Origin of the sequence: Salinispora pacifica DSM 45544, assembly GCF_000378845.1 — a bacterium.
Taxonomy (GTDB): domain Bacteria; phylum Actinomycetota; class Actinomycetes; order Mycobacteriales; family Micromonosporaceae; genus Micromonospora; species Micromonospora pacifica.
This window is the reverse complement of record NZ_KB905359.1, coordinates 1,892,237-1,916,232: the sequence shown is the minus strand read 5'-3', so window position 1 is coordinate 1,916,232 and position 23,996 is coordinate 1,892,237. Positions and strand designations below refer to the sequence as shown.

The 23,996-nt window shown below is 70.3% G+C and carries 16 protein-coding genes; 9 read left to right on the top strand and 7 right to left on the bottom strand.

Going from position 1 to position 23,996, the window contains the following annotated elements; genetic code table 11:
* Positions 1–163: 163 nt before the first annotated feature.
* Positions 164–3,277, top strand: a complete 3,114-nt coding sequence (locus SALPAC3_RS0108635; protein ID WP_018220841.1) for an FAD-binding and (Fe-S)-binding domain-containing protein — start codon at positions 164–166, stop codon at positions 3,275–3,277.
* A 33-nt stretch (positions 3,278–3,310) separates the two neighbouring features.
* The gene (locus tag SALPAC3_RS0108630) at positions 3,311–3,715 is read left to right on the top strand and encodes a hypothetical protein (RefSeq protein ID WP_018220840.1); all 405 of its coding nucleotides are present in this window, start codon (positions 3,311–3,313) and stop codon (positions 3,713–3,715) included.
* Between the two features lie 166 nt (positions 3,716–3,881).
* Here the strand turns inward: SALPAC3_RS0108630 and SALPAC3_RS0108625 are convergent, their stop codons facing one another.
* Positions 3,882–5,669 (bottom strand): glycoside hydrolase family 15 protein, encoded by a 1,788-nt coding sequence (locus SALPAC3_RS0108625; RefSeq protein ID WP_018220839.1) that lies wholly within the window; start codon positions 5,667–5,669, stop codon positions 3,882–3,884.
* Positions 5,670–5,851: 182 nt separating this feature from the next.
* On the opposite strand from SALPAC3_RS0108625, the gene SALPAC3_RS0108620 reads away from it, so the two are divergent.
* Positions 5,852–6,865: an SDR family oxidoreductase gene (locus SALPAC3_RS0108620; protein WP_018220838.1), complete on the top strand. Its 1,014-nt coding sequence runs from the start codon at positions 5,852–5,854 to the stop codon at positions 6,863–6,865.
* Positions 6,866–6,938: 73 nt separating this feature from the next.
* Here the strand turns inward: SALPAC3_RS0108620 and SALPAC3_RS0108615 are convergent, their stop codons facing one another.
* Positions 6,939–8,171 carry a glycoside hydrolase 5 family protein gene (locus SALPAC3_RS0108615; protein ID WP_018220837.1) on the bottom strand — a complete coding sequence of 411 codons (1,233 nt, stop codon included), beginning with the start codon at positions 8,169–8,171 and terminating at the stop codon, positions 6,939–6,941.
* Between the two features lie 95 nt (positions 8,172–8,266).
* Complete coding sequence (locus SALPAC3_RS0108610; protein WP_018220836.1) at positions 8,267–9,286, bottom strand: LacI family DNA-binding transcriptional regulator; 1,020 nt, start codon at positions 9,284–9,286, stop codon at positions 8,267–8,269.
* Between the two features lie 193 nt (positions 9,287–9,479).
* Between SALPAC3_RS0108610 and SALPAC3_RS0108605 the strand changes: the two genes are divergently transcribed.
* From SALPAC3_RS0108605 to SALPAC3_RS0108580, 6 genes are all read left to right on the top strand, one after another.
* Positions 9,480–10,760 carry an ABC transporter substrate-binding protein gene (locus SALPAC3_RS0108605; protein ID WP_018220835.1) on the top strand — a complete coding sequence of 427 codons (1,281 nt, stop codon included), beginning with the start codon at positions 9,480–9,482 and terminating at the stop codon, positions 10,758–10,760.
* 164 nt (positions 10,761–10,924) lie between these two features.
* Entirely contained in the window at positions 10,925–11,797 is an 873-nt protein-coding gene (locus SALPAC3_RS0108600) for a carbohydrate ABC transporter permease (RefSeq protein WP_018220834.1), read from the top strand.
* A gap of 2 nt (positions 11,798–11,799) precedes the next feature.
* Positions 11,800–12,714 (top strand): carbohydrate ABC transporter permease, encoded by a 915-nt coding sequence (locus SALPAC3_RS0108595; protein ID WP_018220833.1) that lies wholly within the window; start codon positions 11,800–11,802, stop codon positions 12,712–12,714.
* A 51-nt stretch (positions 12,715–12,765) separates the two neighbouring features.
* Positions 12,766–15,189, top strand: coding sequence for an endo-beta-N-acetylglucosaminidase (locus SALPAC3_RS0108590; RefSeq protein WP_018220832.1), 2,424 nt, complete (start codon positions 12,766–12,768; stop codon positions 15,187–15,189).
* Positions 15,190–15,258: 69 nt separating this feature from the next.
* Complete coding sequence (locus SALPAC3_RS0108585; RefSeq protein ID WP_018220831.1) at positions 15,259–19,455, top strand: glycoside hydrolase family 38 N-terminal domain-containing protein; 4,197 nt, start codon at positions 15,259–15,261, stop codon at positions 19,453–19,455.
* Complete coding sequence (locus tag SALPAC3_RS0108580) at positions 19,452–20,177, top strand: DUF7158 domain-containing protein (RefSeq protein ID WP_018220830.1); 726 nt, start codon at positions 19,452–19,454, stop codon at positions 20,175–20,177. Before SALPAC3_RS0108585 ends, SALPAC3_RS0108580 begins: the two co-directional genes overlap by 4 nt.
* 66 nt (positions 20,178–20,243) lie before the next feature.
* On the opposite strand, the gene SALPAC3_RS0108575 is transcribed toward SALPAC3_RS0108580, so the two are convergent.
* From SALPAC3_RS0108575 to SALPAC3_RS28295, 4 genes are all read right to left on the bottom strand, one after another.
* A complete protein-coding gene (locus tag SALPAC3_RS0108575; RefSeq protein WP_018220829.1) occupies positions 20,244–22,022 on the bottom strand; it encodes an RCC1 domain-containing protein in 1,779 nt (592 codons plus the stop codon).
* 236 nt (positions 22,023–22,258) lie between these two features.
* A complete protein-coding gene (locus tag SALPAC3_RS0108570) occupies positions 22,259–23,086 on the bottom strand; it encodes a DUF72 domain-containing protein (protein WP_018220828.1) in 828 nt (275 codons plus the stop codon).
* Between the two features lie 33 nt (positions 23,087–23,119).
* The gene (locus SALPAC3_RS0108565) at positions 23,120–23,638 is read right to left on the bottom strand and encodes a hypothetical protein (protein ID WP_018220827.1); all 519 of its coding nucleotides are present in this window, start codon (positions 23,636–23,638) and stop codon (positions 23,120–23,122) included.
* A 139-nt stretch (positions 23,639–23,777) separates the two neighbouring features.
* Positions 23,778–23,954 carry a hypothetical protein gene (locus SALPAC3_RS28295; RefSeq protein WP_018220826.1) on the bottom strand — a complete coding sequence of 59 codons (177 nt, stop codon included), beginning with the start codon at positions 23,952–23,954 and terminating at the stop codon, positions 23,778–23,780.
* Between the last annotated feature and the right edge of the window lie 42 nt (positions 23,955–23,996).

The window sequence follows — 23,996 nt, the reverse complement described above, 5'->3', positions numbered from 1 at the left end:
GGACAACGTCGGGGAGGGGGTTTACCGGCGTCCTTGTCCGGGTACCCCCGGCCCGAGAATGCCTCAAGTCGGCAAGAATCGGGCGTAGTCGGATAAAATTGGCGGTGAGCGTGGTGAGGGGAGCAGGGAAGCGGCGGGCCCAACGGCGGCGGGAGCGGCGGCCGTGAGTGAGGTCCTGCTGCCCCAACCGGTCGTGCGCGCACCCGGGCCGGCGTTGGAGGTCGACCTGGCCGCACTCGTCGCCGACCTTCGGGCGGAGGTGGACGGCGAGGTCCGGTTCGATGCCGGTTCCCGGGCCGCCTACTCCACCGACTCCTCCAACTACCGGCAGGTGCCGCTCGGGGTGGTGCTGCCCCGGACGATCGAGGCGGGGGTGGCGGCGGTCGCGGTGTGCCGTCGGCACCGGGCACCGCTGGTCTCCCGAGGCGGTGGCACCAGCCTGGCCGGACAGTGCACCAACACCGCCGTCGTACTGGACTGGTCGAAGTACTGCAACCTCCTGCTGGAGGTAGATCCGCAGGCGCGGACCTGCCTGGTGGAGCCCGGCATCGTCCTGGACTCACTCAACGCCCAACTCGAGCCGACCGGGCTGGAGTACGGCCCCCGCCCGTCCACCCACAGCCGCTGCACCCTGGGCGGCATGCTCGGCAACAACTCCTGCGGCGCCACCGCCCAGCGGACCGGCAAGGTGGTCGACAACATCGTCGAGTTGGAGGTTCTGCTCTACGACGGGACCCGGATCTGGGTCGGGGAGACCAGCGACGAGCAGTACGCCGAGATCCAGCTCCGTGGCGGTCGACCAGCCGAGATCTACCGGCAGCTGCGGGCGCTGCGCGAGGAGTACCTCGCCGACATCCGTACCCGCTACCCACACATTCCGCGCCGGGTCTCCGGGTACAACCTCGACAGCCTCCTGCCGGAGAAGGGCTTTCACCTCGCGCAGACCCTGGTCGGCTCCGAGGGCACGCTGGTCACCATTCTCCGGGCGCGGTTGCGGCTGGTGCCCGTGGTGAAGGCGTCCGCTCTCGTCTTTGTCAACTATCCGGACATCGCCGCGGCGGGTGACGATGTCATGCGGGTGCTGGCGCACAAACCGGTCACCCTGGAGGGGATCGACCATCGACTGGTCGCGGACGAGCGGCGCAAACGCGAGCGGCCCGCGGGGCTCCGGGAGATCCCCGAGGGCGGCGCCTGGTTGATGATCCAGATGGGCGGGGACACGCCGGGACAGGCTCGTGCCGCCGCCAGCCGGTTGATCGCCGCGGTCCGTGCGGGCGGTGCGGGCACCGTGCACGAATTCAACGACCCGGCCCACGAGCGGCAGATGTGGCAGGTCCGGGAGTCGTCCCTGGGAGCGACCGCACAGGTACGTGGCTCCGAGCGCACCTGGCCGGGCTGGGAGGATTCGGCGGTCGCCCCGGAACAGCTCGGCGACTACCTGCGGGACCTGCGACAGCTTCTTGAGGAGTACGGCCTGGACCAGGCGTCGCTGTACGGCCACTTCGGGCAGGGGTGCGTGCACACGCGCATTCCGTTCGAGCTGAACACCCCCGACGGGGTGGGGCGGTTCCGATCGTTCCTGGAACGGGCGGCCGACCTGGTCACCTCCTACGGTGGATCCTGCTCCGGTGAGCACGGGGACGGTCAGGCCCGGGGCGAGCTGCTGCCGAGGATGTACGGTGGCCGGCTGATGCGGGCGTTCGGCCAACTCAAGGCGATCTTCGACCCGGACGACCGGATGAATCCGGGCAAGACCGTGTCGCCCTACCCGCTCGACAGCCATTTGCGGTTGGGCGTCGACTATGACCACGGCCCGGTGCGAACCACCTTCGCCTACCCCAACGACGAGGGTAGTTTCGCCAACGCCGTGCTTCGCTGCGTCGGGGTGGGCCAGTGCCGCCGGCACGACGGTGCGGTGATGTGCCCCTCCTACATGGTCACGCGGGAGGAGGAGCACTCCACGCGGGGTCGCTCCCGGATGCTCTTCGAGATGCTCGACGGCGGCGCCCGGGGCGGCAGCATCGACGACGGGTGGCGCTCCACCGCCGTCCGCGACGCCCTCGATCTCTGCCTGGCCTGCAAGGGCTGCAAATCGGACTGTCCGGTCAACGTGGACATGGCGACCTACAAGGCGGAGTTCCTGTCACACCACTACGCCGGGCGCCTCCGTCCCCGTGCGCACTATTCGATGGGATGGCTGCCGGTGCTGGCGGCGGTGGCCGGAACCGTGCCGGGGGTGGTGAACGCCCTCACCCACGCGCCCGGTCTGGGCCGGCTGGCGAAGGCGGTGGGCGGCATCGACCAGCGGCGCGACATCCCGACCTTCGCCGCGGAGAGCTTCCAGCGGTGGTTCGCGCACCGGACCCCGACTGGGGACGGCCACCGCGGCGAGGTGCTGCTCTGGCCGGACACCTTCACCAACCGGCTCCATCCCGGGGTGGCCCAGGCCGCGGTGGAGGTGCTGGAGTCCGCCGGATGGCGGGTCCGGGTACCGGAGGGGCCGGTGTGCTGCGGCCTGACCTGGCTCTCCACCGGTCAACTCGGTGTCGCCAAGCGGGTGCTACGGGGTACGGTCGCCGCTCTTCGGCCCCACCTGCGGGCGGGTACCCGGGTGGTTGGTCTGGAACCCAGCTGTACGGCCGTCTTCCGTAGCGACGCCTACGAGCTCTTCCCGGACGACGAGGATGTCATCCGTCTCCGCCAGCAGACGGTCACCCTGGCCGAGCTCCTTCACGAGCACAGCCCCGGCTGGCAGCCGCCGCGGCTGCCGGCGCACGCGCTGATCCAGACCCACTGCCACCAGCACGCCGTCCTGGGTACCGCCGCCGACCAGGCGGTACTCACCGACGCTGGGGTGCGAGCCGACTTTCTCGATTCGGGCTGCTGCGGCCTCGCTGGCAACTTCGGCTTCGAGCAGGGGCACTACGAGGTCTCCGAGGCCTGCGCCGAACGGGTGCTCCTACCGGCCGTTCGGGACGCCAACGACACCGACGTGATCCTCGCCGACGGGTTCAGCTGCCGCACCCAGGTCGAACAGAGCGCCTCCGGCGGCCGCACGGCGATTCACCTGGCCGAGTTACTGCGTGCCGGGTTGCACGGTGAGTCGGTGGTGTCCCGGCCGGAACGGCGCTGGGGACGCCGGCCGCAGTCGCCGTCCCGGCGGGCGCGGCTGGCCGCGGTCGGGCTGGTCGGCCTGGCCGTACTCGCGCCGGTGGTCGCCCTGGTCGGGTCGAAGGTGCGGTGGTGGGGGAGGTCAAGGCCACGACGGCTCTGGTGAGGCGGGTTCGGCATCGGATGGAGGGCGGCAACGATGGTGGCGAAACAGGCGCCAGCCCGGATCACGGGGCGGGGGGAGCTGACCCCGACCGCGGCGGTGGGGGAGCTGACCCGGTTGGTCTGGGGCGGGCTGCTCCTGGCCGCACCCGACCGGGTGCTGCGGGTGATGGGCGGCGATCCGGGTTCGACCCCGTCGGCGATCCTGCGGGTGCTCGGAATCCGGCACCTGGTGCAGGCCGCGGTGCTGCTCCGGTGGCCGACGCCGGAGGCGTTCCGGCTCGGTGCGGTCGCCGACGGGCTGCACGCGCTGACCGCGGTGGCGCTCATCGCTGATCGTCGACGGCGTCGGGTCGCGTTGACTGACGTCGCCATTACCACCGGGTGGACCATCCACGACGGTGTCGCCGCGAGTCGGGCGGATGCCCGCGGCCGACGGTGACGCGGACGGGGTCACGCGGTTTCCGCCCGCGACGATCGGGGCCGGGTCTGGGTCACCGTGCGGCTGGACAACTGAGCTCGTCCAGCGGCGTACCCCCGGGTGAACTCCGTGCGGCGCACCGCGAATGTTGGTGGTCACCGCATCACGAATGTTGGTGGTCACCGCATCAGTCGGCGCAGGGAGCGGCGTGGCCGAGGCGTACGGCGGTTTCGAGCATCAGCGCGTGCACGAAGGCCTGCGGTAGGTTGCCCCGTAGCTGCCGCTGCGCCACGTCCAACTCCTCGGTGAAGAGTCCCGGTGGGCCGCACCCCGCCCGGTTGCGTTCGAACCACCGGTTCGCGGCGACGGCGTCGCCGGCCTGCCACTCGGCGAGCGCCGCGGCGAAACCGCAGAGCAGGAAGGCCCCCTCGGCGTCCCCCAGCGGACGGCGGTCGGGTCGAAACCGGTACAGGTAGCCGTCCTGCTGGAGTTCGCTCAGCACGGCCCGCCGGGTCGCCTCGGTCCGGGGGTCACCTTCGGGGAGCGCGCCGCGGATTCCCGGCAGCAGCAACGCCGAGTCGACGCGGGGGTCGTCGTAGGCGCGCTGCCAGCGCCCGGAGGGGTGGAGAGCGTGCGCCGTGGTGTCGGCGAGAATCGTGTCGGCGAGGGAGGCCCACCGGCTGGCCAGCCCGCCCGGCGCGATCCGGGCCGCCGCGCGCAGCCCGGCCACACATGTCAGCTTCGAGTGGGTCCACTGCCGGGCCGGGAGCTCCCAGATGCCCGAGTCGGGCGACCGCCAGCACTTCTCGACGGCCTGGGCGGCGACGGTCAGCGCCTGCCAGGAGGTGGCCTCCAGCCGTCCCCGCTCGGCGGCGGCCGCCAGGACCAGCAGCACGTCACCGTAGGCGTCCAGTTGGAACTGCCCGCCAACCCAGTTGCCGGTCCGGGCCCTGGCCCCCGGATAGCCGGGCAGGAAGGTCAGCTCCTCTTCCGACGGTACGGGACCACCATCGATGGTGTAGGCGGGAGCGAGCCGATCGCCGTCGGCGAGGACCCGGTCGGTGAGGAACCGCACCGCGTCGTCGAGGAGCTCGTGCCGACCGATCAGGGCGGCGGCCTGTCCGGCGAACGACTGGTCGCGGATCCAGGCGTACCGGTAGTCGTAGTTGCGTCCGGCGAGCGCTCGCTCCGGCAGCCCCGTGGTCACCGCGGCGACCATCCCGCCGCCGGGCTGGGTCAGCCCGCGCAGCACCGTGTAGGCGAAGATCGCATCTCGTCCCGCGGTGCCGCGGGACAGCGGGCGCAGCACGTCCTGCCAGGACTTCTCGGTGATCCGCCACAGCTCCGAGGCATCTGGTGGCTTCCCATCCAGGGGCTGGGTGGCGATCTCCAGCACCAGGTCGACCTGCCCACCGGCGGGCACCCGCAGCTCGCCTTCGAGCGGCCCCTCGGCGCTGGGTTCGAGCGGGTGGCCGCAGCTGTGGCGGAGGTGCAGGCCACCGGAGCGGGCGTGCCACAGCCCCCCGTCCTGCCGTACCTGGCGGAGCGGCTCTCGACCGAAGTTCGCCCGGGGGGCGAGCCGTACCCGGACCTTCGCGTCCTGGTCCACCGCGCGCACCTGGCGTAGCAGGACCACCCGGTGGGCGTCACCAGGGAAGGCCAGGGCTTCCCGGGTTTCGATGATTCCGTCGGTGGTCACCCATCTGTTGATCCAGATCAGCGAGTCGGGCTCGTACTGGCCGCCCCAGACGAAGCGCCGGTCCGTCGGGGTCACCAGGTAGCTGCCCCGGCCCCCGAGCAGGCTGCTGAACAGCGGCGGGTCGGCCCACCGGGGGGCGCAGAGCCAGACGATGTTCCCGTCCGGGCCGACCAACGCCGCCCGCTGCCCGTCGGCGAGTAGCGCGTACTCCCGGAGCACGTTCGGTGAGTCCAGGTGGGGCGCTTCGGAGCTGTTCGTCCGTTTGTTGCGGGCCACGGCAGCACCTCCCCGCCCCCCGTTACCCGATCGGCGGTCCCCGACACCCGTGGCAGCCGGCTGGCCGGCTCCCACCCGCGGCGGCCGGCCAGCCGCTCGACTAACTCGTAACGCCCCGGGTAGACAGCGTGCTGACGCGAGTAGAACCGGAGCAGGTCAACCCGTTACGGGAGGTGGCGCGGATGGGGCACGGGCTACGGGAGATTCAGGTGGCGGTGGTCACGGGTGCCAGCGGCGGGGTCGGGCGGGCCACCGTACGGCAGCTGGCGCGGCCGGGGGTCACGATCGCCCTGTTGGCCCGCGGTCGTGCCGGTCTCGACGCCGCGGCCGACGATGTCCGCGCCGCCGGCGGTCACGCCGTGCCGATCGAGGTCGACATGGCCGACTACCACCAGGTCGCCGCCGCCGGCCAGCGGATCGAGGACGAACTGGGGCCGATCGACGTGTGGATCAACGTGGCGTTCAGCTCGGTCTTCGCGCCCTTCCAGCAGATTCGGCCCGAGGAGTTCCGCCGGACCACCGAGGTCGCCTACCTCGGCTACGTCTACGGCACTCGGGTGGCCCTGGACCACATGATCCCGCGGGACCGGGGCGCCATCGTGCAGGTCGGATCGGCGCTGGCGTACCGGGGAATCCCGCTGCAGGCCGCCTACTGTGGGGCCAAGCACGCCATCGTCGGGTTCACCGAGTCGCTCCGTTGTGAGTTGCTGCACGACAAGAGCAACGTCAAGGTCACCATGGTGCACCTACCGGCGATGAACACCCCACAGTTCTCGTGGCTGCTGTCCCGGCTGCCGCGGCACGCCCAGCCGGTGCCGCCGATCTACGAGCCGGAGGTCGCCGCCCGCACCATCGTCGCCGCTGCCGCCCGGCCGGGGCGGCGGGCGTACTGGGTGGGTACGCCCACCGTCCTGACCATCCTGGGTAACCGGCTGGTGCCGGGGCTGCTGGATCGCTACCTGGGCCGGACGGGCTACGACTCGCAGCAGACCGACCAGCCCGTCGGGCCGGACCAGCCGGTGAACCTGTGGCAGCCGGCCGATGGATCGGGCGGCCACGACTTCGGTGCGCACGGCGCGTTCACCGACCGGTCACTGCGGCACAGTCCACAGGCGTGGCTGTCCCGGCACCGGATGGTGTCGGTGGCGGGGGCGGCGGGGTTGCTCTTCGGCCTGCTCGCCTGGCGTCGTACCTGAGCGGCCGCGGCCGGGTCAACGCCGGCGGCCGCAGCCGCCCCGGCGCTGACCCGACCCGAAACGGTCGGTCGGGTTAGCGGACCGGGCCGAGGCCGCGGGCGGCGAGGTAGCCCTCGTCGGTCGCCCGGTCCGGGGTCACGATCGCGGTGGGTTCGAGTTGCCGGGCCTTCACCCAGTCCTGGTGGAACGTGCTTCCGGGCGCGACCTCCGCCCGCCGTGCGGGTTCCTGGAGCGGGTTGATCGGCGCCACCAGCGCCGGTCGAGCCAGGGCTGCCGCGTGGGCCGCGGTGTCCTGGGCGAACTCGGCCAGGGCGCGCGCGGCCGGCTTCGGCCGGTGGTCCACGGTGAACAGGCCCAGATCGTATTCCCGGTCCGGGAAGTCGGTGAGGCGACGGTCGATGTCGTGCGAGGACCACCAGGTGACGCCCCACAGCGCCGGGTTACCGGCCACCGTCGCCAGGGTGCGCGCGACGAATTCGCCGGCCTGCTCCGCTGGAACGTCCGGCCGGGGCACCCCGAGCTCCTGCAGCCACACCGGGCGGGTGGGGTCCGGCGCGCTGGAGGCGGCGAGCTCCAGCAGGTAGTCGGCGTGTGATGTGGTGGCCGGCCCGAGCGGTCCATCGATGCGCGAGGTGCCGTTGAACACCCAGGAGTGCACTGTGGTCAGGTCGCCCAGCTCGACCGCCTCGGCGGGGTGGAAGGGGTGATCGGGGGCGTACCACGCGTCGTCGAAGACGGAGTGCAGGCGGAGCACGTCGGGCGCCGCGGTGCGGACCACCTCCAGTAGCTCCGCCGCCCACCGGTGGGAGGCGTCCGGGGTGGTGGGGTTGGCCGGCCAGAGGTTGTTGACCTCGTTGCCGAGGGTGATGGCGAAGACGTTGGGGCGCGTCGCGACCTCGGTGCTGAGCCGTCGGACGTACTCGCTGATGCCGTCGCGTGCCGCCCGGTCGGTGAAGATGCTGCTCTGGTGCCAGGTGAGCACCCAGGAGGGTAGGAAGTCGAAGCTGGACAGATGCCCCTGGAGCAGGTCGACCGAGACCCCGAGGTCGAACTCCGCCGCCACGTCGATCAGCGAGAGCAGGTCGTCGATCGGCTGTTGACGGAGGAGTGCGCGGTTGGGTTGGATCCACGGCCAGATCGGGAAGACGCGTACGTGGTCCAGGCCGATGCTCGCCAGGTCTTCGAGGTCGCGGCGGGCCGCGTCAGCCGAGAAGTCGAGCCAGCTGTAGAACCAGCCGTCGGACGGTACGTAGTTGGCGCCGAGGCGGAACCTTCGGGTGCTCTGCGTACGGGCATTGGTGATCAAAAGGTCCTCCACATGGCTAGCCAGGCACAGATAGGGTGCTAAACCGATTTATTACACACCACGAGCATCGCTCGACACGCATCGACCCGGGAGTGCTAGTTGTGGGTCGGCGAGGTGCTCTCCCGCGCGATCAGCCGGGGCGTCTCGGTCTTGTGGTTCTTCGTCTTCGTGGGGTTGGCCAGGACCGCCATCATGGCCTGGGCCGCCTGCACGCCGAAGCGGTAGGTGTCGCGGGACAGCGCGGTGAGGGAGGGGTGGGTGAGCTGGGCCAACACCGAGTCGTCGAAGGAGATGATCGATAGCTCGTGTGGGACGGGAACCCCCATCTCCAGTGCGACGCCCAGCCCGGCGACCGCCATCAGGTCACTGTCGTAGATGATCGCCGTTGGGCGGCCGGCCCCGGCGAGCAGCTTGCGCGTGGCCGCCGCGCCCTGGGCGTCGCTGAAGTCGGTGTGCAGTGACCGGGCGCGGGGGAGTGCCAGCCGGGTGGCGGCGTCCCGCAGTGCTCGGGAACGGCGCTGGGTGTGTTGAAACTCGGGTAGCCCCGACACGTGGGCGATCCGGGTGTGGCCGAGCACGGCGAGGTACTCCACCGCCGAGAGCATCGCCGCTCGGTCGTCGGCCCAGACCGAGGAGACGCTCCCGTGTCGGCCCGGCCCGCCGACCACGACGGCCGGGATCTTGAGCTGCTCCACCACGGCGATGCGTGGGTCACGAACCTTCAGGTCGATCAGCACCAGGCCGTCCACCCGGCGTTCGGAGACCCAGCTCCGGTAGATCTCGATCTCTGCTTGGGTGTCCTCGACGATCATCAGGTGCAGCGCGATCGACTGACTGGAGAACTCCGCCTGCAGGCCGGAGAGGAGGCGGGCGAAGAAGGGCTCCACGCCGAGGGTGCGCGCGGGGCGCGCGATCACCAGCCCGACGGCGTTGGCTCGGGCTCCGCCGAGGGCCCGCGCCGCACTGTGCGGACGCCAGTTGATCTCCTCTGCCACGCGGAGGATGCGCGCCCGGGTGGCCTCGCTGACGCCGGGCCGGCCGTTGAGCGCGAACGAGACGGCGCCCTTGGAGACCCCGGCCCGCCGGGCGATATCGGCGATTGTCGGTCGCTGCATCTGGCGACGCTCTCCCTCCACGCGGCTACCGGGAAGCGACGGTCGGTAGCCGCTCTTGACACGCGATTCTAACCGGGGGGATAGTCCCTCCACTAGACCGGTTTATCATTGCCATCGGATCGCCTGTGAGCACCGGACACGCCCGATCCGACGGGGGTAGCCGGCTGATAAAGAGTTAGGGGCGGAGAGAGAGATGCGAACACGCTTGGCCGGGCTTGCCCTGTCGTCGGCCGTGCTAACGGCGCTCGCGGGATGCGGGCTGTCCGGCACGGACTCCAGTGACGACCAGGTCGATGTCACCGGCGAGATCAAAGGCACTGTGACCCTGCAGACCTGGGCCCTGAAGCCCAAGTTCACCGACTACGTGCAGGGTGTTATCGACGGGTTCGAGGAGAAGTACCCGGGAACGACCGTCAAGTGGCTGGACCAGCCCGGTGACGGTTACTCGGAGAAGGTGCTCAGCCAGGCGGCCAGCGATGAGCTGCCCGACGTGACGAACCTTCCGCCGGAATTCGCCCTGCCGCTCGCCGAGCAGGGGCTGCTGGTCGACGTCGACCAGGCCGACGACAAGCTCCGCGAGGAGTACGTCGCGGGCGGCATCGCCTCCTACGAGTACGCCGGTCTTACCGGGGTCTACGGCTACCCGTGGTACCTCAACACCGACGTGAACTACTGGAACACGGAGCTGCTGTCCCAGTACGGGTTGGACGAGACCAAGCTCCCGACCACGATCGAGGAACTGGTCGCCCAGGCCCGGATCGTCAAGGAGGAGTCCGACGGCAAGGTCCACCTGCTGAGCCGGATGCCCAGCGTCGAGGACCTGACCAAGGCCGGCGTCGACATCGTCTCCTCGGACGGCAAGGAGTTCGTCTTCAACACCCCCGAGGCCGTGGCGGTCCTCGACACCTACCGGGACGCGTTCGCCGAAGGGCTCCTGCCCCGCAACGTGCTGACCGACGCCTACCTCGGCAACATGGAGCTGTTCAAGAAGCAGCAGGTCGCCTGGACCACCGGTGGCGGTAACTCGATCAACACCATCAAGGTCGACAACCCGTCGCTGGCCGAGAAGATCGTCGCGTCACCGGCGATCGGCACCCCGCCGCTGTACACCCAGGGGCTGTCGGTGGCCAAGGGCAGCGACAACCTGCCCGCGGCCGTCGCCCTCGCCCGTTGGGTGACCAACGCGGAGAACCAGGCGGCCTTCGCTGAGGTCGTGCCCGGCATCTTCCCGAGTACAGTTGCCTCCGCTGAGGATCCGCAGTTCAGCGAGAGCGACGGCACCAACGCCGGGGACGCGAAGAAGATCGCCTTCACCTCGCTGGCCGAGGCGGAGCTGTTGAAGCCAGTCATCGTCGACCAGGCGATGACCGACTTCATCAATCAGCAGTTCTCCCTCGCGATCAGCGGAGAGATCACCTCCCAGGAGGCGCTGGACAAGGCAGTCGAGAAGTGCAACGAACTGCTCAACAACTGATCGGCCGAGCCGGGCCGGTCCCACGTTGACCAGCGGTGCTCGGCCGGACCGGAACCCCGGCCGGCCGAGCACCGGCGCCGCCCGCGCCACCACTGCCATCACCTGTCGTTGCGCGACTCACCGCATCGCCACGCCACCCCACCGGAAAAGCAGAGCGGGACGTAATGAAAACTCAGCGTTGGTTCACCCCCTGGCTGTTGCTCGGGCCTGCCCTCGTCTGGCTGCTGGTGTTCAACCTCTGGCCAGCGATCAACACCGTGGTCCTCGCGTTCACCAACGCCAAGCCACTCGGCGGTGGAAGCTTCACTGGAGTGGCCAACTTCGAGCGCATGCTCAATGATGATCAACTCATCTATGCGCTGGTGAACAGCATCGTCTACATGCTGGTCTGCCTACCCCTGTTGCTCTTCCTGCCGCTGCTGCTCGCGGTGCTGTTGGAGAAGAAGCTGCCGGGCATCACGTTCTTTCGCACCGCCTTCTACACCCCGGTGATCGCCTCCGCGGTGGTCGTGGCGCTGATCTGGACCTGGTTGCTGGAGGACCGCGGCCTGGTCAACGGGCTGGCCCAACAGCTCGGCTTCCTCACCGAACCGCTGCCCTTCCTCAGCGGGCGCTGGCTGCTGCTGTTCAGCGCGATCAGCCTCACCGTGTGGAAGGGGCTGGGTTACTACATGATCATCTACTTGTCGGCGTTGGGGAACGTTTCGCGCCAACTGCACGAGGCGGCCGCGGTTGACGGCGCCGGTCCGATCCGCCGGTTCTGGTCGGTCACCGTGCCCGGGGTGCGCACCACGATGTTGCTGGTCAGCGTCCTGGTCACCGTCTCCGCGCTGCGGGTCTTCACCGAGTTGTTCGTCCTCACCAACGGCACCGGCGGGCCCGGCGGCCGGACCATGTCCCTGGTCATGCTCATCCAGATGTACAGCCGGGGCTTCACCGGACACCTCGGCTACGCCTCGGCGCTCAGCCTGTTGCTGTTCGTGATCACTGTCGGCCCCATGCTTCTCCTCCTGCGCCTGAACCGGAAGGCGGCCTAGCCATGACGCAGCTCACCACCCCTCCCGCCGGCGCTCCGGCGAAGACGCCGGCCTCCGCGCCGAAGCGACGGCGTCGGGGCTCGGGCTTCGGCACCATGCGGCGGCGCGAGAAGCTGCTCCGGTACGCGCTGCTGCTGCTGGCGCTGGTGGTGACCGTCGGGCCGTTCGTGTGGCAGCTGTCCACCTCCCTGAAGGGTGCCGGCGAGAGCATCTACACCTCGACGCCGCAGTTCATTCCCTCCGATCCGACGTTCGACAACTACCTGCGGGTGGCCGAGACGATCCCCGTCCTGTCGTACGCGAAGAACTCGCTGATCGTGGCGGCGATAGCGGTCATCGGTAACGCCGTGGGCGCCACCCTGGCCGGGTTCGCCCTCGCCAAGCTGCGCTTCCGAGGCCGGACGCTGTTCCTCGCACTGGTGCTCGGCACCCTGGTGCTGCCCGGCGAGGTGACGATCATTTCGCAGTACGTGACGGTTCGCAGCCTCGGTCTGGCCGACACGTTGGTCGGTGTGGCGCTGCCCACCACCGTCGCCATGTTGAACGTGCTGTTGATGCGCGCGGCGTTCATGGCGATCCCCGACGAGATGGACGAGGCGGCGGTGATCGACGGCGCGTCGGCCTGGCAACGGCTGATCCATGTCGGACTCCCCAACGTGCGGGGCATGCTCAGCGTCATCACGATCTTCGCGTTCATCGGCGCCTGGGACGACTTCCTGTGGCCGCTGATCGTGTTGACCGACCCGCAGAACTACACCCTCACCGTCGGCCTGCAGTACCTCAGCGGTGCCTTCACCTCGAACCCCCGGGTCATCGCGGCCGGCACGATGATCGCGTTCATTCCGATCGTCATTGTCTTCGCGACGCTGCAACGGTTCTTCTTCCGCGGCGTCGAGGAGGGGGCGATCAAGGGGTAACCCTCGCCCCAACCCCCCCACCCCCCCCACCCCCAATGGAGGTGATCCTGGATGCGACGCCTGCTTCTGTCCCTGCTGGTTGGTGCCACAGTCGTGGCTGGCAGCACCCTCAACGCGGCCCCCACCGCGGCAGCCAACACCAACCCGCAGGACGGCAGTCAGCCGTACGCCTCGTACTGGTTCCCGAACGAGATCCTCGACTGGGACCCGGACACCGACCCCGACGCCCGCTTCAATCGATCCACGGTTCCGCTCCAGCAGCGGGCCTCCGACCCGACGCTGAAGGCCAACGCGAACGCGCGGGCCGGCGAGGGCAAGGTGGCGTCGCTGGTGTCGTTCGCCCCGACGTCGGACAACCCGTCCCAGGGCTCGCTCGAAGAGGACTACTACGCGTTCGGTCACTGGCAGTACATCGACACCCTGGTCTTCTGGGGCGGATCGGCCGTCGAGGGCCTGATCCTGGCGCCGAACCCCACGGTGATCGACGCCGCGCACCGCAACGGCGTCAAGGTGTACGGCACCGTCTTCTTCCCGCCGGTCGCCTACGGCGGCAAGCTCGAATGGGTGCACGACTTCGTGCGTAAGTCGGGCTCGACCTATCCGGTCGCCGACAAGCTCGCGGAGGTCGCCGAGTACTACGGCTTCGAGGGCTGGTTCATCAACCAGGAGACGACCGGCGGCGACGCCGCCCTCGCCACCGAACTTCGCAACCTGATGACCTACGGCCGGAACAAGGGCGTGGAGTTCATGTGGTACGACGCGATGACCGAATCCGGCGCCATCTCCTGGCAGAACGCGCTCACCACCGCCAACGACTCGTTCCTCGGCGGCCCGACGCCGGTGTCGGACTCGATGTTCCTCAACTTCTGGTGGTCCACCGGCGGCCTGGCCTCGTCCCGGGACCGCGCCGAGTCACTCGGGCGGAGCGGGTACGACCTGTACACCGGCATCGACACCGAAGCCAACGGCTACCAGACCAACGTCAACTGGAACGCCCTGTTCCCCGCCGGTGAGTCGCACGTCACCTCCCTGGGCATCTACCGCCCGGAGTGGACGTGGACGTCGTCGAGTGGACCGGCCGACTTCCGGGCGCGCGACTCCCGCTACTGGGTCGGCGCGAACGGCGACCCGTCGAACACCACAACCTCCTCGCCCTGGAAGGGGCTCGCCAACTACGTCGCCGAGTCCACGCCGGTGACCCAGAAGCCTTTTGTGACCAGCTTCAACGCCGGGCAGGGTTCGACATACCACGTCGCCGGGAAGCAGGTGCGTACCGGAGGCTGGAACAACCTGTCGATGCAGGACGTGCCGCCGACCTACCAGTGGCTGGTCTCCTCGACCGGCACGAAGCTGACGCCGTCGCTCGACTTCACCGATGCCTACGAGGGCGGCTCGACGCTGCGGCTCGACGGCAGGCTGGACGCGACGAACACCGTGCGTCTCTACCAGACCGACCTGCCGGTCGACGCGGACACCAAGCTGTCGACGGTCGTCAAGACCCCGGCCGCCGGAGCGACCCACCTGAGCGTGGCGGTGGCCTTCACCGACGCCCCGAACACCTTCACCACTCTCGACCTCGGGTCGACCGCCGGTACCGACTGGGAGCGTCGCGTTCTCGACCTGTCCGCGTACGCCGGTAAGACCATCGCCCAGATCGGGCTGCGGGCGTCGGCGCCGGCCGTTGTCCCGTCCTACGACATCAAGGTCGGCCAGCTCGCCGTGTACGACGGGGCCGTGGACACCGCCGCCGCGCCGACCGAGCTGACCGTGCTGGGCAGCACCGACGTCTCGGCGACCCGCAAGACGTTGCGGCTGGGCTGGACCCCGTCGGACAGCGGGTCGGTGCATCACTACGACGTGTTCCGCCGCAACCCGGACGGCAGCCGTACCCACCTGGGCGCGACGCCGAACGACGCGTACTTCGTGCCGCGGCTCGACCGGGTTGGCGCCGAGACCAGTGCGGTCATCGAGGTCGAGGCGGTGTCGACCGAGTACGGCCGCTCCACCGCGGCGACCACGACCGTCACCTGGTCCGGTACGGGGCCGATCACGACGAACCTGGCTCTCGACCGGCCGGCGACGGCGTCCGGGCAGTGCACCGCTGCCGAAGGACCCACCAAAGCCGTCAACGGCAGTGTCTCCGGCGGGAACAGCGACAAGTGGTGCACGACGACCGCCGACCAGTGGCTCGAAGTTGACCTGGGCTCGGTACGTTCCCTCGACCGGTTCGTCGTCGCACACGCTGCCGCGGGCGGTGAGTCGGCCTCGTGGAACACCCGCGACTTCACCATCGAGGTACGGTCCACGGCCTCGGACCCGTGGACCACGGCCGTCACCGTCACCGACAACACCGCCGAGCTGACGACACATCCGGTGAGCGTCAGCGCCCGGTACGTGCGGTTGGTGGTCAACACCCCGACCCAGGGCGGCGACCCCGCCACCCGCATCTACGAGTTCGAGGCCTGGGGAGAGTAGCCTTCCCCACCTGCCCCCAACGTGAGCCTGTTTGCGCTGGTGGGCGTACCAACAAGAAAGGATGACCCCGTGTCGGTCATGATTACCGCCGTCGAGTCCACCGACCTGTTCGTCGGTACCGAGGACAACCCGCGTCAGGTGCTCCGCGTGACACTTGACGGCCCGCCCGGTCCGGTCACCGTTACCGGGCCCGGTGTCTCCGGTAACGCGACCGGCACGGGTGTCGTCGAGGTCCCCCTGGACATCGACGACCGAGTCCCCGGCAGGCAGCTGCCGGTAACCGTCACGGCCGGCGACGCGACCGCGGAAGCAACGGTCGTCGTCGCCGAGCCGGGCTGGACGATGTTCCTCGTCTCACACTTCCACTACGACCCGGTGTGGTGGAACACCCAGGCCGCGTACACCTCGCCGTGGGAGCTGCTCTCCGGTGACGCCACCACCCGGCCGCTCTGGGAGCGCAACGGCTTCGCGCTGGTGGACGCGCACATGGACCTCGCCCTGCGCGACCCGGTGTACACCTTCGTCCTCGCCGAGATCGACTACCTGAAGCCGTACTTCGATCTGCATCCCGAGCGTCGGGCGGACCTGCGCCTGCTGATCGAGCGCGGCCAGGTGGAGCTGATCGGCGGCACCTACAACGAGCCCAACACCAACCTCACCGGCGCCGAGACCACCATCCGGAACATCATCTACGGTGTCGGCTACCAGCGGGACATCCTCGGCGGGGACCCGCAGACGGCCTGGCAGCTGGACGTGTTCGGGCACGACCCGCAGTTCCCGGGTTATCTCGCCGACGCCGGGCTGACCGGTTCGGCCTGGGCCCGCGGCCCGTTCCACCAGTGGGGGCCGATCCAGAAGAACTTCCGCGAGGCCAAGAACGACGCGACGGTCATGCAGTTCCCGAGCGAGTTCGAGTGGATCTCGCCGTCGGGGCTCGGTGTCCTCACCCACTTCATGCCGCACCACTACTCGGCCGGCTGGTGGATGGACTCCTCGCCGGACCTGGCGAGCGCCGAGAAGGCCGTCTACGAGCTGTACCAGCGCCTCAAGCCGGTCGGCGCGACGAAGAACCTGCTGCTGCCGGTGGGCACCGACTACACCCCGCCGAACAAGTGGGTCACCGAGATCCACCGCTCGTGGGCCGAGAAGTACGTCTGGCCCCGTTTCGTCTGCGGTAACCCCCGGGACTTCCTCGCCGCCGTCCGCGCGGAGCTGGCCGAAGCCGGACGCCGCCCCAGCCCACAGACGCGGGACATGAACCCGGTCTACACGGGCAAGGACGTCTCCTACATCGACACCAAGCAGGCGCAGCGGGCCGGCGAGGTCGCCGCCGTGGACGCGGAGAAGCTGGCGACGCTGGCCGCGCTGGAGGGGCTCGGTCGGTACCCCGACGCCGCGCTCGACAAGGTCTGGCGGCAGCTCGCCTACGGCGCCCACCACGACGCCATCACCGGATCGGAGTCCGACCAGGTCTACATCGACCTGCTCTCCGGCTGGCGGGAGGCGTACGACCTGGCGGCCACCGTCCGGGACCGGTCGTTGGAGGCGCTCGTCGGGACGGTCGACACCACCGGTGCCGGAACCCCGATCGTCGTCACGAACACCCTCTCCTTCGTCCGCTCCGACCTGGTGTCGGTCCGGCTTCCCGAGGGCCACGACGGTGGCCGGGTGATCGACGACTCCGGCGCCGAGGTGCCGGCCGTGGTGGACCGGGGCACGCTGCGCTTCCACGCCGCCGACGTCCCCGCCCTGGGCTGGCGGACCTGGCGGCTGCTGCCGGGCGTCTCCAGCGCCGAGCCGGCCTGGACGCCCGCCGACGGTGCCGCGATCGAGAACGCCTACTACCGGGTCACCGCCGACGCCGAGCGCGGTGGCGGGCTCGACAGCATCTACGACAAGATCGCGGACCGCGAACTGATCCGCGCCGACCACCTCGGCAACGAGCTGCGGATCTATGAGGAGTACCCGACCCACCCCGACTTCGGCGAGGGCCCGTGGCACCTGCTCCCGAAGGGCCCGGTCGTGGGTAGCGCGGCGGCGGGGGCGACGGTCCGCGTCGAGACCAGCCCGATCGGCACCCGCCTGGTGGTCTCCGGCGTCGTGGAGGAGATCGGCTACGAGCAGACGATCACGCTCTGGCACGGGGTGCGCCGGGTGGACTGCCGTACCCGCATCGTCGACTTCGCCGGCGCCGACCGGCTGGTCCGGGTGCGGTTCCCGGTCGACCTGCCCGGTGCCCTGCCGGTCTCCGAGGTCGCTGCCGCGGTGGTCGGCCGGGGGTTCGCGCTACCGGACGTGGACGCCGCAACCGCGCCCTGGACGCTGGACAACCCGGCCAACACCTGGTTCGGGCTCGGCTCCACCGCGCGGGTCTCGCTCGCCGACGCCGCCGGTGCCCCGCTGGGGGACCGCGCCCTCGGCGTCGCCGAGGTGGTCACGCCCACGCTCGACGAGGCGGCCGACGCCCGCGACCTGGTCGTCGCGCTGGCCGCGGTCGGTGTCACGGTGACGACCGCCAGCGCTGACTGGGCGCGGTACGGCTGGCTCGACGTCGACTCGAACCTGCCGGACTTCCGCATTCTCATCGGTGGGGCGCAGGACAACGACGCCACCCGGGAGCTGTTGGAGCGGGCGGGCCCGGAGTACGTCGAGGCGCTGGAGCAGCACGGCCGGGTCTGGATTCCCGCGGAGAAGCCGCTGCACGAGGTGTGGCAGCCCAACGCCGACCTGCGGGACCTGCGGGCGCTGCCGGCGCTCGTGGTCACCGACGTCGCCGCGCTCACCGAGGATGTCGCGGACGCCCAGATCCAGGCGCCCTGCCCGGGTTCGGTGCCGGCCTCGGAGCTGCTGGTCAACCACACCGTCGCGATGCTCACCTACGGGCTGCCCGGCTTCGCCGTCGACCCGACCGGAGCGCTGCACCTGTCGCTGATGCGTTCCTGCACCGGCTGGCCGTCCGGAGTCTGGATCGACCCGCCGAAGCGGACCCTGCCCGACGGCGCTTCGTTCCAGCTGCAGCACTGGACCCACGAGTTCAACTACGCGGTGACCAGTGGCGACGGCGACTGGCGGGCGCTCACGCTGCCCGCACAGGGCCAGGAGTTCAACCACCCGCTGTACGGCCGGGTGGTGGAGAACCACCCGGGAACGAAGCCGGCCACGCACTCGTACCTGGGGGTGGAGCCGGCCCGGGAGGTGCTGATCGGCACGCTCAAGCCCACCGGTAACCCGATCGCGCACGGCGCCGCCGCGTCCTCGGACCCGGCGGACGCGGTCAGCCTGCGGCTGCTGGAGTCGACCGGGCTCGGCCGCTCCGCGACCCTGACCGGTGCGCTGGCCCTGTCCGACAAGCACCAGGCCGACCTGCTGGAACGTCGTGGTGCGCCGCTCGCGGACTCGATTGAGTTGGCGGGTTCGCAGGTCACCACGGTCGTCGGTGTGCCGGCCGCGGCCCCGCGCAGCGAGGAGCCGCTCGGCCCCGAGGTCGAGATCGCCCAGCCGGTGCACTCCCGGTACTGGTTGCACAACCGGGGTCCGGCGCCGATGGGCTACCTGCCGGTCTCCGTGGGTGTCTCACCGGGGCTGCTGCGGACCGTCAGCGAGCCGGTCGAGGTCTCCGTGGTGCTCGCCTCGCACCTGCGGGACGCGGCCGTCGAGGGGACCGTCAATGTCCTCGTACCGCAGGGGTGGACGGCCTCGCTGGGCAGCCGCCCGTACCGGCTCGACCCCGATGGTCAGCTCCGCTTCGACGTCACGGTGACGCCCCCGGCCGGGGTGGAGTCCGGGCTGTACTTCATCACCGCGCGGACCGAGCACCTCGGACAGACGATCGAGGATGTCGCCACGGTCGCGGTCGGCGAGCTGCCCGCGCTGCTGCCGGTGCCCGGAGACATTCCGGAGGACGCGGACGCGATGCAGGGCACGACGGCCGAGACGGGACGCGACACCGGGCTCACGGTGGACGTCACCACCACCTCGGTCACCGTCGCTCCCGGCGGGCGGGCGACCGTCGGAGTGTCGCTGCACAACCGCACCCGGGGGGAGATCCGGGCTGAGCTCCAGCTCGTCTCGCCCTGGGGCACCTGGGACGCCATCGCCGAGCCGATCCGCGGTGTCGCGTTGGCCGCCGGCGAGTCCGACACGATCACCTTCGACGTCGTTCCCCCGCGGGACGCCGACCCGGGCCGCTTCTGGGCGCTGGTGAAGGTGATGTGGTTCGGCCGTTGCCAGTACGCCCCGACGGTTGAACTGGTGCTGGAGCCATGACCACCGCGCAGCTCGACGAGTCGGTGCTGGGCTGGCTCGACGGACGGCCACTGGACCGTACGGAGCTCGACCGCCGGCTCGCCGCCCTGCGCGGCGGGCTGCGGTCCTCCGCACTGCCGGTGCCCGGGAGCGCGGAGGACCGGCAGCTGACCCGCTGGGTCGCGCAGGTGATCCTGACCGAACAGCTCTGCGTCGCGGAGGCCGAGGCGCGTGGTCTCGACGTGACGGATGCGCCGCTGGTTCGGTTGGATCAGCTGGCCGCCGTCGAGTTCGGATCCATCACCGCGGCGGCGTTCGAGGGCTGTGCCGCGGTCCGGGCTCTGTATGCGGAGCTGACCGCGGAGGTCACCGCGCCAGCGGAGCAGGTCGCTGCCTATCGTGCGGCGACCGCTACGCGGTCGGCCGGGGTCGTGTGGCAGTTGTCCTCCGCCGATGGCGACTTCGAAGCGTCCCCGGACTCGTTGCCGGCGGCGTTGGCGGAGGCGCTGCGTTCGGCCGTGCCGGGGGAGACGGTCACCGTCGACTCGTGGACGGTGGTGCTTCGGGGGCGCCGGGAGTTGGTCGATCCGGCTCCTGATCCGACTGATCGGATCAACGACTCCGCGCGCCGGGTCGCCTTTGTCCGGTGGCTCGACCACGCTCGCGCGCACCGGCTTCGGCTGGTGTCGGGGCTGGAGCACCCGGGCGACCCGAACCAGCCCGACAACTACCACCGGCACTGACGCTCCGGCCGGGGTTGCTCGTCGCCATCGGCGACGAGCAACCCCGGCCGGGCTTTGCGCTACTCGCTACTTCTGGTGCTGGCTGGACTGGCGCCGGCGGGTGAGGTAGATGAAGCTGGCGCCGACGAGGAGGAGCAGGGTGGCGGTGCCGAGCAGGCTGGGCAGGCTGGCCCCGGTGATGGGTAGGTCGGGATCGGTCGGATCGGTCGGATCGGTGGGATCAGTCGGGTCCGTGGGGTCCGTGGGGTCCGTGGGGTCCGTGGGGTCAGTCGGGTCGGTGATGATGACGATGACGGCCTCGGACTGACTGTTGGGGCACAGGACCGTGTCGCTGGTGTAGTCGGCGGTGATGGTGTGGGTGCCGGCGGGGAGCCGGAGGGTGTGGGTGGCGGTGTTGTTGGTGTCCAGGGGCACGGTGGCGAGGTCGGTGTTGTTGTTGCGGAAGGTGATGCTGCCGGTCGCGGGTCCGGGGTCGCAGGTGACGGTGGCGGTGAGGGTGACGTCCTGATCCGTGGTCGGGTCCGGTGGCGAGACCTGCAGGTCCGTGGTGGAGGTCGCCTGAAGCGTGGGCAGGGCCAGGCTGTGGTTGTTGCCGACGGCGGTGGTGGTCAGGGTGGTGCCGGTGGGCAGGACGACCGCAACGGGGGTGTTGCTGCTGCTGGCGATGCCGACCCCGCCGCTGGTGGTGAGATTGGCACCGAGTTGACCGAAGGAGTTGTCGCCCCAGGCGAGGGCGGTTTCGGTGTTGGTCAGCGCCACGGTGTGGTTGCTGTTGCTGGCGGCGATGGCGGTGAGCGTGGTGTCGGCGGGCAGGATGACCTCGACCGGGGTGCCGCTGCTGAGGTTGTTCCCGTTGCCCAGCTGGCCCGAGGAGTTGTTACCCCAGGTGGCGGCGGTGCCGTTGCCGAGCAACGCCACACTGTGGCGTGCGCCGGCGGCGACGGCGGTGACCTCGGTGCCCGGTGCCAGGGCGACGTTGACCGGCGCGAGGGCGTCGTCGTTGGTCCCGTCACCGAGTTGCCCCTGGGAGTTGTCCCCCCAGGCGAGGGCGACGTTGCCGGAGGTTACCGCGAGGCTGTGGGCCGGGCCGCCGGCGATCGCGGTGAGCGTGGTGCCCGGCACCAGCGCGACACTGCGCGGCTCGCTGGCGTTGTTGGTGCTTTCGTCGCCCAGTTGGCCTTGGTCGTTCGCCCCCCAGGCGAAGGCACTGCCAGTGGAGGTCAGCGACAGGCTGTGGACGGCACCGGCGGAGATGGCGGTCGCCGTGGTGTTCGTGGGCAGGTTGACGGTGACGGGTGTGCTGGTGTTGTCGGTGCTCCCGTCGCCGAGCTGACCGTGGGAGTTGCTGCCCCAGGCGAAGACGGCGCCACTGGAGGTCAACGCCAGGCTGTGGGCGTTGCCGGCGGCGATGGCGGTAACCTCGGTTCCGGTGGGTAGGGCTACCGTGACGGGCGTGTTGCTGCTGGTCGTGGTGCCGTCGCCGAGTTGACCGGAGGTGTTGTCGCCCCAGGCGAGCAGGGTGCCGGTGTTGGTCAACGCCAGGCTGTGGGAGCTGCCACCGGCGATGTCGGTGACCAGGGCGCCGGCGGGGAGGCTGACCTCGACCGGTACGTTGCTGTTGTCGTTGGTCCCGTCACCCAGCTGTCCCTGGTTGTTCTCACCCCAGGACAGGGCGGTGTCGGTCACGGCGGCGGCCGTCGGTGGCTTGTGCTGCGCGAACGCGGGCGACGCGACGAGCGCCTGCGTGACCGTCACGGCTAGCGCGAGGGAGAGCCAGCCGGTGGCGGTGCGTCCCGTCTGTTGCCCTTCAACGCCTCGGCCGAGCCGTTGACCGATTCCTTGCATCGTGCATACCTCCGAGCCGACAAATGACCGCTAATAGGGCAGCAGCCACCTTTAGCCACCTATCACCCTGTGCGGGTAGAAATATCTCTACCGTCAGGATCAACGCGTACCGGGCGTTAAGGATGTCGGTCTGGGCAAAAGGGCGATTGACTTGGCCTCCGCGACGTGAGTCGACGCCGACGACGGTGGCCGGGGCGGCGGCGCCCAGGAGGGGCCGCGGGTGGCGGCGACGGCGCTCAGAAGAGCGTCAGCGGCTGCACCGGAGCCGGTCGGGGCAGCGGCTCGAGCGCGGGGACGCGGGCGCGTACCTCGTCGTGGAAGCGGCGGGCGAGCACCGGGGCGTCGGCGTTGTCTGGAGTGTGGACGAAGAAGGTGGGCGAGCGGCCCTCGTGGAGCCAGCCGGCGACGGTGTCGACCCAGCGCCGCCAGCCCGCGCTGGTCTGGTCGGGATCGTCCCGGCCGAGGTAACGGACGACCGGCCGGTCGGTCAGCGCCTCCGAGCGGAGTGGCATCCGAGGCTTCTTCGTCCAGGCATCCCGCTCCGCGTCACTGGTCGGGGGCCGGGCGAAGAACGCGGTGGTGTCGAAGGGAATCCACTCGGTGCCGGTGGCGGCCAGCGTCTCGACCAACAACTGGGCGGCGCCGGGGTCGACGAAGAACGCGGGGTGGCGCACCTCGACCGCGTACCGGTAGGTCGGGGGGAGGCGCCGCAGGAAGCGGGCCAGGGTGGCCACATCGTCCGGAGCGAAGGAACCCGGCAGCTGGATCCAGAGAGCCTGTGCCCGGGGCCCCAGGGGCTCGATCGCGTCGAGGAAGGCACGCAGCGGTTCGTCCACTGCACCGAGGCGACGCTCGTGCGTGACAACCCGGGGCAGCTTGAGCACGAACCCGAAACTCGGGTCGGTCTGCTGCGCCCAGGAGGACACGGTCTCCCGGGAGGGGGTCGCGTAGAAGGTGGTGTTCCCCTCCACCGCCGTGCACCACCCGGCGTAGTGCCGCAGGCGTTCGGGCGCTGGTAGCGGGTGGGCCACCAGGCGACCCTGCCACGCCTTGTGCGTCCACATCGCGCATCCCACCTGGAGCCGCACGCGAGCTGGTCAGTCCGGAGTGGGGAAGCCGTACCGGGCGGCGTGCTCCGGATCGGCCGGGTCGATCTGGCGTACGCCGGAGTCGGCGAGGCGCTTGTTGACCTCGTCCAGCCGCTCCCGCACCAGCCGGGCCTCCTCCTCGGTGACCCGACCCCGGTGCGGCCGGCCCGCGTGCTCGATGGTGCCGTAGTCGACCTTCTCGGCGGCGCGGCGGCTCTTCGGCGGGCGGACCCGCTCGGCGGTCCGCAGCAACTGTGCCATCGGCGTGTCGGTGGCCATCGAATCGAACTCGCTGGCGGTCAGTACGACCCGGCGCGGCTCGCCCTCACCGTGGCTGTCGTGGATCTCCACGATCGCGACGTCCAGGGCCGCGTCGTCGATGTTCTCCACCTCGGCCGGGGTGGCGTCCAACTGTACGGGCCCGGCAACCAGGTCCGGGTGCTCCAGGACGACCACCCGGGTGGCCTCGTCGTCGGGCTGGAGCACCCGGCCGCTGAAGTCGGAGACGCGGATCGTCTTCTTGCCCATGCGCGGAACTTCTCCTGTCGTAGCCCGGTCGCGGACCAGCAGACGTTACCCGACAGGTGTGCGAACGCCGGCGTCGGCTCGCCGGGCGGTGCGGTGGCGGGGGTGAGCCCCGGGCGCCGCCCCGGGGCCCGACGGAGGGTCAGTGGGTGTTGGGGTGGCGGGTGGGCCGGCGGTTCAGCTCAACCCAGGTGAGTAGCGGCGAGGCGCGGATGCCGCGGTGCGGTGGCTGGGCCGGGAAGCGTTCCGCGGCAATCCAGGCGGTTGGCCAGAGTGGGCTGGAGTCATGGCAGCGGCGGTGCTGCGGCGGGTTCGGCATGACCCCACCATTCCAGACAATGTTGTACGTCTATTGAAGATA

Bases quoted from the DNA above. Each gene is read 5' to 3' on its own strand.
- SALPAC3_RS0108630 (WP_018220840.1), top strand. From the start codon at position 3,311: ATGGTGGCGAAACAGGCGCCAGCCCGGATCACGGGGCGGGGGGAGCTG.
- SALPAC3_RS0108620 (WP_018220838.1), top strand. From the start codon at position 5,852: ATGGGGCACGGGCTACGGGAGATTCAGGTGGCGGTGGTCACGGGTGCC.
- SALPAC3_RS0108610 (WP_018220836.1), bottom strand. From the start codon at position 9,286: ATGCAGCGACCGACAATCGCCGATATCGCCCGGCGGGCCGGGGTCTCC.
- SALPAC3_RS0108605 (WP_018220835.1), top strand. From the start codon at position 9,480: ATGCGAACACGCTTGGCCGGGCTTGCCCTGTCGTCGGCCGTGCTAACG.
- SALPAC3_RS0108600 (WP_018220834.1), top strand. From the start codon at position 10,925: ATGAAAACTCAGCGTTGGTTCACCCCCTGGCTGTTGCTCGGGCCTGCC.
- SALPAC3_RS0108595 (WP_018220833.1), top strand. From the start codon at position 11,800: ATGACGCAGCTCACCACCCCTCCCGCCGGCGCTCCGGCGAAGACGCCG.
- SALPAC3_RS0108590 (WP_018220832.1), top strand. From the start codon at position 12,766: ATGCGACGCCTGCTTCTGTCCCTGCTGGTTGGTGCCACAGTCGTGGCT.
- SALPAC3_RS0108580 (WP_018220830.1), top strand. From the start codon at position 19,452: ATGACCACCGCGCAGCTCGACGAGTCGGTGCTGGGCTGGCTCGACGGA.
- SALPAC3_RS0108575 (WP_018220829.1), bottom strand. From the start codon at position 22,022: ATGCAAGGAATCGGTCAACGGCTCGGCCGAGGCGTTGAAGGGCAACAG.
- SALPAC3_RS0108570 (WP_018220828.1), bottom strand. From the start codon at position 23,086: ATGTGGACGCACAAGGCGTGGCAGGGTCGCCTGGTGGCCCACCCGCTA.
- SALPAC3_RS0108565 (WP_018220827.1), bottom strand. From the start codon at position 23,638: ATGGGCAAGAAGACGATCCGCGTCTCCGACTTCAGCGGCCGGGTGCTC.
- SALPAC3_RS28295 (WP_018220826.1), bottom strand. From the start codon at position 23,954: ATGCCGAACCCGCCGCAGCACCGCCGCTGCCATGACTCCAGCCCACTC.